Below are 10,000 nucleotides of genomic sequence, written 5' to 3' on the forward strand. Positions count from 1 at the left end.
TGATAACTGACAGGGCCTTTGCCGGCATCGACAGCACGGGCTAAAGCGATAAAAGGCAAAAACACCAGCGGGTATTCCAGGCCTTTGGACTTGTGAATAGTGACTATTTTAATCAGAGCTTCGTCGCTTTCTAAACGCAGTTTTTGCTGCTCAGCGGCTAAATCGCCTTGGCCAGCTAAATGCTCGGCCAGATAACGAATTAAGGCTGCCGGGCCTTCTAATTCCATAGAACGTTGCTGCAACAGTTCAGCCAAATGCAAAATATCGGTTAATAACCGCTCGCCTGCTGGTTGTTGCTGTAAAAACTCTGCCACGGCAAAATCGCGCATCAGCTGCCATAACATCACCAGCACACCTTGTTGTTGCCAGAGGTGCTGATAGGTAGCAAAACGCGCCAACTGCTGCTCCCACAGCAGCTCGTCCTGCAGCAACTGTTCAAGTTCGGTATAACTTAACGACAAGCTCCAGCTCGAGAGCGCTGAGCGCACCAGGCTTTCACGTTGTGGTTCAGCGCAGGCGCGCAGCCAGAGCAATAAATCCAAAGCCACCGGGCTTTCAAACACAGCACCTTTGTCAGATAAATACACTGCAGCCAAATTGCGCTCGGCCAGGGCTTTTTTAATGGCATTGGCTTCCTGCTGGTTATTCACCAACACCGCTATATCGCTGGTTTCAAGCGCAATGAACTGATCTTCTTTCACAAAACCTGTATGGCCTGCCGCACTACCCGTTAAAAATACGGCGATTTGTTCAGCGCAGGCCTGTGCCATTTCTGAAAGTACGGCGCCTTTACTAAAAGGCTTGCCATCCGGCGAGGCTTTCATACAAAACTCCAGCGCTGTAACAGGCTGTTGCTCTGCGACAAAAGTTTCTTTACGCCCCTGCGCTTCGACCGGGTAAAAACTTAATAAATCCGGCCGCCCCAGCACAAAAGCGCCTAAAGCACGCTGTTCGGCATAACTAAATAAATGGTTGACCGCATTGACCATCGCATGAGTAGAGCGGAAGTTTTTCGGCAGTTGAAAGTGCCGGCCAGCTGTGGCTTGTTTGGCGGCTAAATAACTATAAATATCAGCACCACGAAAGGCATAAATGGCTTGTTTCGGGTCGCCTATCAGCAAAATACCGCAGTCGCTTCTGTTTTGACTCAACTGATACACAGCATCAAATAGCTGATACTGCACAGGGTCGGTGTCCTGAAATTCGTCTATCAGCGCCAGCGGGAATTTGCGTCTGAGCCGCTCAGCCAATACGCCGCCTTCATCTTTTTGCAGCGCTTGTTGCAAACGGCTTAATAGCTCATCAAAACCCAGCTCAGAGCGTTCTAACTGCAACTGATGGAAACGCCGTGCAAACCAAAAAGCGGCATGCAGCACTAAATCCTGCTCCGGATCTGGCAAAGCCGCCAGTGCGTCGTCCAGTTTTGCCATAGCCTCAAATGCCGGATGATGTGGCACCGGGCCTTTAAAGGCTTCAGCCAAACCTTGAGGTGTTAAGCGGCTTTGGCCTGTTTGTAAATCCGGGTCGACCATCTCGGCATCGCTTATCCAGGCCACTAGTTTGGCTAACCAGCTATCGAGATAACGCGCCTGCAATTTGCGGCCATCCACCTCTTTTCGCTCTATAGCGCCGTGCAGCAAAATCCGGATTTCACTGACCCAGTTATTCCAGGGGGCTTTGAGTTCTGCCAGTTTTTGCTTGCGCTCTGCTTTGACTTCAGGCAATACCACTGCGGGTCTGGCAGGTTCGGTAAATAACGACAGATGGCTGATAAGCGGCAGAATTTTTTTACGTAACGTCTCAGGGTTTTGCAGCAGTTGCCAGACGGTGGCTATATGCTCTTCAGGCAAGGGGTAATAAAAATTACGCCAATAATCGCGCATCACATCCAGCTGCAACTGCTCGACATCTGTCACCAGGTTTTGTTCAAACAAATAGCCACTAGAGAGCGCAAATTCAGCCAGCACTTTGTTACACCAGCCGTGAATGGTCGAAATGGCGGCTTCATCCAGATACTGCACCGCCAGTTCCAGCTGATAAGCACAATGCGGCCACTGCTCCGGGGTAAATTCGCTGCGCAGGCTTTGTAAAAAAGGGTCGGCCTGCTCTTTATTTAAAGCATCGGTTTGTTCACGGAAATAACGGGCAGCGTCTGCTAAACGCTGGCCTATACGTTCAGTCAGCTCTTGGGTTGCCGCTTCGGTAAAAGTCACCACCAGAATATCAGGTGGTAATAAAGCTTTGCTGCAGCCATGGCCCAACACCAAACGTAAATACAACGCCGCTATGGTAAAGGTTTTGCCTGTGCCGGCACTGGCTTCAATCAGCTGACTGCCGGCCAATGGAAAGGATAATAAATCCAGATTGGCTATAGCTGGTGTGATAGCGGTATTCATGTCGATACCTCGCTATAGTTGATGGCCAATAATGGCCCGTATAAAGCCGTGGCATTTTTTTCTAACTGGCCGTTTTGCCAAAGTGCTTCAAAGTGAGCAAAAGCGCGCTGTAAATAAGGACTACGCTGCACTGAGCCAGCGTTAAAGTCATCGCCCATATACACTCGTTCCAGCTTCGACAGCAGTTTGTCGTCCAAAGCCGCGCCTTTTTCCAACTGTTTAACCAGTTCGACCCCAACATTAAATTCCAGCGCCAGCGGTGCTGATAGCCCTTGTTGCATCAGCTGTAAAATCTGTGTCAGTTGCTGCCCAGCTTGTTGTTTATCAATGGGGTGCAGTACCAACTGCCCTACTCTGGACAGCAGATAAAAGCTTAATGACACACCACTGGCACAACATAAAAGCAGTTTCAGATAAGGCGCAATAAGATGCCGCCAGTTGATACTGCGATCCTTGATTAAAGCAACAGGCAATAGCTCGGCATAAGCCAAAGCAGAGTGGTCGGCGCTGCGCCTGAACCCTGTTAAATGTTCAGCCAGTTCACCCTGCTGACCAACAAAACGCAGCGGATAAAAACCAGTATCTGCCACAGGAAAAGCAGATAAAAACTGCTGATAGCCCGCGGCCAGCTCGTCCAGCCCTGCGACTAAATCCTGCTGCATTAAGGCAGCACCAGAGCCCACCGCCAAGCGGCCTTGCTGGCGGAATAACTCCAGTTGTTGCTCTGTCCGTTGTTGCCACTGGCCGTGATGCTCGACACTACGTTTTAACTCTGCCACCAGTTGCTGTTGCATTTGCCAGCGTTCCAGTGGCTCTAAAGCAAAAACTTCATCGTTAATACTGGCCAGTTCCGGCAGTTCCAACCGCACTTTTAAGCGTTCATTAAAAAAGAACCGCACCGGCTCACGCATAAAATCGGCGGCTTGTTTTAAGGTCCAGTGCAATTCTTGAGGTACTGCTAGTGTTTCGCCTTGCGCTGTTGCCACGGCCTTTTGATGCAAGCTGGCCCATTCCCGCTGATAGCTGACCAGCTTCGAGCCCGCTTCACGATAACGCCTGCTAAAAGGCTGCAACGGATGCTCTACAGTGATTTGCTCTAAAACATCAGAACCATCAGCCATAGTCCAGCCTGTAGACAGATGATCACGCAGCTGACTGACCAGCACCGAAGGCGCTCGGGCGCTGTTATCAAACACGCTAAAACCTACCCAACTGATATAAAACTGCTGGCGGGCCGACAATAAAGCTTCAAGCAATAAATAACGGTCATCGTCGCGGCGTGAACGGTCGCCACTGCGATAATCCGTCGCCATCAAATCAAAATCCTGCCGCTGCTTCGCCCGTGGATAAGCACCATCGTTCATGCCGAGCAAACAAATCACCGCAAAAGGAATAGAGCGCATCGGCAGTAAAGTGGCGAAATTGACGCGACCACTGAAAAACTTCTGCTGCAAACCACCGGCCTGCACAGGTTCGAGCAATGCCTGACGGGCAATTTGTAAACTTAACTCTTCTTCAAGTTCAGCCCCTGTGGTGTTGTCGAGCCAAGTTTGCAGTTGCTGTTGTAGTTGCTGCAGCAGTTGCTGACTTTCCAGCTCGTCTGGGGCAAAGAAGTCCTGCAGCAGCTGAGTAAAGACCAAATGCCAACCAGCCGGGCTGCGTTTTACACTCAGTTGTTGCCATAACTCGTTGATTTTTTGCAGCAGCACCAGCACAGGGCCAAGTTCGGCCGCTTCTAAACCGGCTACGTCAGCATAAGGCGCTATACCTTGCCAGGGCGCTGTATCGCCTGCCACATACCCCAGCAGCATACGGCGAATGCCAAAAAGCCAGCTGTTTTGCTCAAAACCATGCTGCAAACCCAGTTGCTGACGGTGCTGCTGATCCAGCCCCCAGCGAATGCCAGCCCCTTCTATCCATTGTTTTATCTTGGGTAAAGCCGCTGCTTTTAAGCCAAACCTTTGCTGCAAGGCGCTGATATCCAGCATATCGAATACTGTACTGGCGTTTAAACGTTGCTGCTCAGGGCTTAACAGCACTTCCAGCGCCTGTAATAACGGCTGCTGCTTTTTGCTTTGTTGATCGGAAATACTGTAAGGGATATAACGCAAATCCCCCATTGGCATTTTGCCAAATACAGCCTCAATTAAAGGCGCGTAGCTATTGATGTCCGGCACCATCACCATCACATCTTTCGCACCCAGCTCTGGGTGATCGGCAAACAGCTTCAGCAGATGATCATGCAGAATCTCCACTTCACGCAGTGGGCTATGGGCTTTTTGAAAACTAATACTGCGCGCCGCTTCAGCTGTTAACGCTGGCCACTGGCTTTGGCTTTCTGTGATGGAGCGCAGCTGTAAAATATCGTCCTGCAACTGGCCTAATAAATGGCTGGTATCGGGGCTTTCAAATAAGTCGACTTTTTGATGGGCAAACAGCTCTTTATGAGCGGCTGTTTCGTCAAACTGATCCAGCAAGCGAATATAATCCCGCCCCTGCTTGCCCCAGGCTGCCAACAGAGGTTGAGCCTGACCAGCTAACTGCTCGGCACTGGCAAAAGCTAAAAAACCGGCCTTTTCCGGCTGGCGTCTTTGCGCTGCTTTGACTTTGTCTTTTTCGGCAATAATATCGGCCCAATACAACTGACAAGGGTTCAGCACCGCCAATAGAATCTGACAATAGGGCGCGAGAGCTGACAGCACTTCCAGCATTTGCTGCGGCAAAGACGAAATACCAAAAATAATGACACGGCGTGGTAAATTTTTTGGCGCTTGTTTCCAACGTTTTACTTGCTGCAAAAAGGCCTGATGCAAAGAAAACCGGCTTTGTTGCTGCTGTTCTGCGGGCAGCTCCGCTAAAATCGCCTGCCAGAGTTTAGCCTGCCACAGCTGATCATCCGGCATGGCTTTCGCCTCACCATCCATTTGTGCCAGGCGATACAAGCCTTTGGCCCAATCGGCCAGCCAATCGGCGCGGTACACCTGATACTGGTCAAATAAATCCGCCAGTTTCAATGCCAGCTGCGAGCGTTTTTGCTGATCTTTATCCTCACTGATAAAACGGCGCAGCAGCTCAAATTCATCTTGTAAAACTAACTCAGGCAACAAACGGAAAATACGCCAGCGTAAACTGTCTTTACTAAACACAGATAAATCAGGTAGTTGCTGCTCTGGCAGCGCCAGCTGATACATGCTCCAGATAAAACGGCCCGGTAACTGCACCTGTAGAGCAGCCGCTATCCCCAAACCACGCTCATAGGGATCGGTTTCATCAGGGGACGCGGCAAAAGCCAGTTTCAGCCACTGCGCTATACCATTACTTTGCACCAGCACCTGTTCAAGCTCTAAGGGCGAGAGCGGATAACGCTGACAAAACTGTACCAAAAGCGAGCGCAGCTGCTCCAGCTGATTGGAATGGATCACTAAAAAACCAGGCTCAAGTGCCAATGCGACAGTACTCCGTTAGTCTTTATTCGTTTGCTGTTTTTCTATACCCAAGTAACTTGACGTTGCAGCGAGGCGACAAGCCAGTGAGACCTCAGGAGCATAGTCAAACTATGTGACTGGGGCGAAATAGCGCAGTCAACAAAGCCGCAGCTTCAAGGACGACGGGTATAAAACTGATTTTGCCACAGTGAGTTGCATACGCCTATCAAGTTTTTTGTGAATTTAGTTGCTACGAGGTTTGGAGCAGAAGCTGTTCAATAAAGCTGCAGTGGCACACCGCCTGAGTGCTGGTGTGCTGCAGCAAATTCCGGTGGCCTTTAAATCAAAGTAAACCCCAAAGCGGTATTCACCGTATCTTTGACTACATCAAGCGCGGCGTTGAGTGCCTGTTCAACAGCTAACACGCCTAATCCTTTAATCGTCAGCAGCACCATACGGCTGGCGTTTTTCTGAATGGATAAATGCAGCGCAGCTTCTTCGGCATCAATTTTGTTTGCCACTTTCAGCGCTTCGATCATCACCAGGGACTGAGCTAACTTTTTTGCTTCCGACTCCGCATACTCTTTAATCTCAGGCCATTTTTCCGACAGGACGCCCTGCATGGCGTTCAGCATAGTTCCTGCTAATTCTCCGGCATTAATACTCATCACTTGATCTCCTGTTCAGTTAATTGGCTTCGCCACGTTTTTTCGCCAGCTCCAACTTTAATATGGCGGTAAAACTGGCATTAAATGCAGAGCGCAGCGCTTTGATTTCATCAGAGCTCACACACTTGAGCTCTCCCTCTGTGGTGGTCTTTTTATCTTTTAATTGATGCAGCGCTTGCAGGTCATTTAAGCTGCTGGTCAGTAAAACTATCTGTTCTGCGGTAATATCATTGTTTGGAATTGCATCCACCCGTACCTTAATGGCGCTCAAATCCACCTTAGCTTCGGTATAAAACGCAGAGTTATTACTGTAACTGCATTCAGGCAGACCATCTTTTGTTTCCAGCTCAGTTAAAAATGTCTCCATTTTGCGCTGCAACGCCGTCACATTTTGATCCGTGGTTTCATCATAAGAGGCGATAAGTTTTACCGTACAGCCTGACATAGCCAGCAGAAGCAAGACCGCCAGTATCAGCCTTAGCGGGTTGTATCCGTTGTTTGTATTCATCAAAATCTCCTTTGCAGTAAAAGATAAAACACTCAGACTGGACTGATGCCCTTCATTGCCTTTGGTCATCTGCTCAATGTTGTAAACAAGCCTAGAACAATGTTCCTTCTTTTACAACAAAACAGTGCACAGTACTCTGACAGGAAAAAATGCTGCCGCTGTCCTGATAATTTCGCAGGCAAGCTGTAGCTCTGGCATATATAGTTGAATGAGCTTTCGCTGACTCCGGATCTATCCTATGAAGCTTGTGTTAACTGCCCTTTTTGCTTTGTTACTGAGTTTCCGCTCTGAAAGCTGCACCTTGCGTATGGGGATTGAAACCAGCTTCGCGCCCTACATTATTCAAACAAAGGACAGCTGGACTGGCCTGAATGTGGAGTTACTGACCCGTCTGGCAAAAGAAGTGGGTTGTAGCCTGGAATTTATTCATAGCCCCTGGTTGCGATCGCTCAAGTTGATTGAACAAGGCGAACTGGATGTACTGAGCCACTTAAGTTACAACACCGAGCGCAGCCAACAATTTGCTTTTATTGGTCCGCATCAGCAGGAAATCATCTATCTGGTCGGCAAAACTGAGGCATTTCCTGGTTTAAGCAACCTGACACAACTCAAGCGCAGCGGCACATCAGGCATTATCGCCTTGCTCAATGGTGCTTATTACGGCGATGAGCTGGACAGCATTTTAAACGATGCAAAAAATCGCACCCGCTTTGTGTTTATTCGTGGCAATGAAGATAAGCAGGCGCTGCTACTGAATGGCCGTGTGCATGGAGTGTTGGAAGATATAGTGGCTTATCATTACTGGAAAAAGCAGGCGGGTTTATCGACAGTAGGTTTAGAACCTTTGTTTGAGGTGTATCAAAGCCCGGTGTATTTTGGCTTTAACCGCCACACACTAAGCCCGGAGCGTTTAGAGCAACTGGCCAAAGCCTGGCAACATTTATACGACAATGGCGAACTCGGCCGCATAGTGCAGCGCTATCAACTGGTCGAGTATCAATTTAGTTTGCCAGCTCCTGCTTCCCGCTTGCCGCAGTAACCCCCCTCCTTTTAAGCACCGCTTTTGTAACCGTAAAATAGGCTGTAAAACTCAAAAAAATCCCCGCAGATTGGCGGGGATCTTTTAGAGCTATTTAATCGAGTCGCCAAAAATTAAGGCAGTACCTTTTTAAATGGCTTCACTACTGAATTCGCGTACACACCTGCAGCTATGTATGGATCTGCAGCTGCCCAGGCTTTGGCCTGTTCTAAAGATTCAAACTGCGCCACCACTAAAGAGCCAGTAAAACCTGCTTCAGCCGGGTCTTCCAGATCAACAGCTGGCAATGGGCCTGCAATTAATAAACGGTTCTGTGCTTTTAATTCCTGCAAACGGGCTAAATGCTGTTCACGCACTTGCTTACGTAATGGCAGACTATTTGGCACATCTTCCGAACAAATCATGTAGTACATCAGCGACCTCAACGAAAAGGAATTATCTCGCGGCACCTTAGCAGAAGCGCAGCTGCAATCCAAGCCAACAGTGCCAGAATCACAGGCTCAAACAGCGTGCTGAAACTGAGTTTTGCGCTCGTTGTAAAAGTCGACCATTTGCTGCATCACTGTTTCCTCGTAAGGTTGCAGGCTACTTAGAATCATACGTTTTTCGCCGCGACCTATGACTTCACCATTTTCCACCAACTCAAAACCTAAGCGGGCTAAACCACGTTTTCCTTCCACTGTTAAGTCGTTGTGAGCTAAACGTAATTCAGGTGATGTGGCTGAAAAGCGGTCAAACTCCAGTGTCATGCTTTCGTAAATCACCAGCGGGCGCTGTGCGTTAATCATCACCTGATGCTGCTTCATTAAAGGCTGCAGAATATGCGGGAAGTTTTGGCCAGAGAAACGTACATAGTCTTTCACTAACGACTCGATATAGGCCAAATCGTGAAATTTTTCGCCTTGCTGACGCAAAATCAGATAATTTTTTTGCTGTTGATCACACAAGCGCCATTCATCACCTTGTTGCTCTGAGTGCAGCAACACGTCTGAACTGACCATGCCAGCGAAAGTACAATGTAACTTTTGAGCTAAACCATGTTTGCTGACCATATGGGCAAACAACAAATCACCTGGCACACAGAATCTTTTACTGTCGGCGTCGTGGATAGGGTTAAAATCTGTAGCGACTTCCTTGGCAAAGCGGCAGGCCTGCTGACGGCTAAAACTGACTTCGTGGTTATGCTCACTAATAAACTGCTGTAAAAACATGGATCCCCGTCCTGACGACTATCGAAGTGGTGCAGTGTACCTCAGCACGCGAACTGAATTGGTCCAGCCAGTCAATTAGCTCGCCAATCCGCTTTGACCAGGCCCGCGCCGACGTGAGACAAATAAAAAGTTGCCCTGTGGTTTTTTCGCCTGAGTTTTGGCATCACTGGCCAGCGCAGCCACATCATGATGACAAACACATAACCTAGGATCGGGCGACACCACACCAACAGCCAGACTGAGCAAAGGATAAAACACCTGCTCACCAGTACGGTTATGACTACGAATCCCCCCCGCTTGTACATGAGCACTTTCATAGTAAAACAGCACTCGCTCAGCAAACTCATTCAGTACTTGCTGACAGAGCTCCTGCCAATTTTCGCTGGTGAAGATCACCACAAAATCATCGCCACCGACATGACCGACAAAATGGCCACCTGCCCCTGCTATGCTGGTTAACAGCTCAGCGACAAGTTGTATCACTAAATCCCCTTTGCTGTAACCGTAAGTATCGTTGTAGGGTTTAAAGTCGTTTAAATCAAAATAGGCGATATGAAAGCTTTTACGTCGTTGTAATAATCCGTCAATTTCGCGGTAGATCGGCACGTTGCCAGGCAGTAGGGTCAGGGGGTTGGCATAACGCGCATTTTGTAATTTACTTTCGGTAATACGTTTGAGTAAAGCACGGACCGAACCTAAGCCCAGATACTTTTGTTCACGGGTGACAATAAAATACCAGCTCCCTTCATCGTC

The 10,000-nt window shown here is 48.8% G+C and carries 8 protein-coding genes; 1 reads left to right on the top strand and 7 read right to left on the bottom strand.

The window, feature by feature from the left end:
- The 4 genes from LDL40_RS07860 to LDL40_RS07875 form a co-directional block, all read right to left on the bottom strand.
- Positions 1-2,396 (bottom strand): UvrD-helicase domain-containing protein (locus LDL40_RS07860; RefSeq protein WP_300994712.1); only part of this gene is annotated, 2,396 nt, incomplete at its 3' end.
- The gene (recC, locus tag LDL40_RS07865) at positions 2,393-5,842 is read right to left on the bottom strand and encodes an exodeoxyribonuclease V subunit gamma (RefSeq protein ID WP_300994713.1); all 3,450 of its coding nucleotides are present in this window, start codon (positions 5,840-5,842) and stop codon (positions 2,393-2,395) included. The genes LDL40_RS07860 and recC, both read right to left, overlap by 4 nt.
- A 317-nt stretch (positions 5,843-6,159) precedes the next feature.
- The gene (locus LDL40_RS07870; protein WP_300994714.1) at positions 6,160-6,489 is read right to left on the bottom strand and encodes a hypothetical protein; all 330 of its coding nucleotides are present in this window, start codon (positions 6,487-6,489) and stop codon (positions 6,160-6,162) included.
- A gap of 19 nt (positions 6,490-6,508) precedes the next feature.
- The gene (locus LDL40_RS07875) at positions 6,509-6,997 is read right to left on the bottom strand and encodes a hypothetical protein (RefSeq protein ID WP_300994715.1); all 489 of its coding nucleotides are present in this window, start codon (positions 6,995-6,997) and stop codon (positions 6,509-6,511) included.
- A gap of 238 nt (positions 6,998-7,235) precedes the next feature.
- Here LDL40_RS07875 and LDL40_RS07880 point away from each other — a divergent pair, with 238 nt between their 5' ends.
- A complete protein-coding gene (locus tag LDL40_RS07880; RefSeq protein WP_300994716.1) occupies positions 7,236-8,036 on the top strand; it encodes an ABC transporter substrate-binding protein in 801 nt (266 codons plus the stop codon).
- 113 nt (positions 8,037-8,149) lie between these two features.
- Here the strand turns inward: LDL40_RS07880 and LDL40_RS07885 are convergent, their stop codons facing one another.
- From LDL40_RS07885 to LDL40_RS07895, 3 genes are all read right to left on the bottom strand, one after another.
- Positions 8,150-8,449: a YciI family protein gene (locus tag LDL40_RS07885; protein ID WP_300994717.1), complete on the bottom strand. Its 300-nt coding sequence runs from the start codon at positions 8,447-8,449 to the stop codon at positions 8,150-8,152.
- An 87-nt stretch (positions 8,450-8,536) separates the two neighbouring features.
- The gene (locus LDL40_RS07890; protein ID WP_300994718.1) at positions 8,537-9,247 is read right to left on the bottom strand and encodes a DUF3581 family protein; all 711 of its coding nucleotides are present in this window, start codon (positions 9,245-9,247) and stop codon (positions 8,537-8,539) included.
- A gap of 75 nt (positions 9,248-9,322) precedes the next feature.
- Positions 9,323-10,000, bottom strand: a 678-nt coding sequence (locus LDL40_RS07895; RefSeq protein ID WP_300994719.1) for a diguanylate cyclase, incomplete at its 5' end; no start/stop codon positions are given.

This window comes from Rheinheimera sp. (assembly GCF_020217005.1).
Taxonomy (GTDB): domain Bacteria; phylum Pseudomonadota; class Gammaproteobacteria; order Enterobacterales; family Alteromonadaceae; genus Pararheinheimera.

What these genes read in the sequence shown, in the direction of transcription:
- LDL40_RS07870 (WP_300994714.1), bottom strand. Translation starts at nt 6,489, where the DNA reads ATGAGTATTAATGCCGGAGAATTAGCAGGAACTATGCTGAACGCCATG.
- LDL40_RS07875 (WP_300994715.1), bottom strand. Translation starts at nt 6,997, where the DNA reads ATGAATACAAACAACGGATACAACCCGCTAAGGCTGATACTGGCGGTC.
- LDL40_RS07880 (WP_300994716.1), top strand. Translation starts at nt 7,236, where the DNA reads ATGAAGCTTGTGTTAACTGCCCTTTTTGCTTTGTTACTGAGTTTCCGC.
- LDL40_RS07885 (WP_300994717.1), bottom strand. Translation starts at nt 8,449, where the DNA reads ATGTACTACATGATTTGTTCGGAAGATGTGCCAAATAGTCTGCCATTA.
- LDL40_RS07890 (WP_300994718.1), bottom strand. Translation starts at nt 9,247, where the DNA reads ATGTTTTTACAGCAGTTTATTAGTGAGCATAACCACGAAGTCAGTTTT.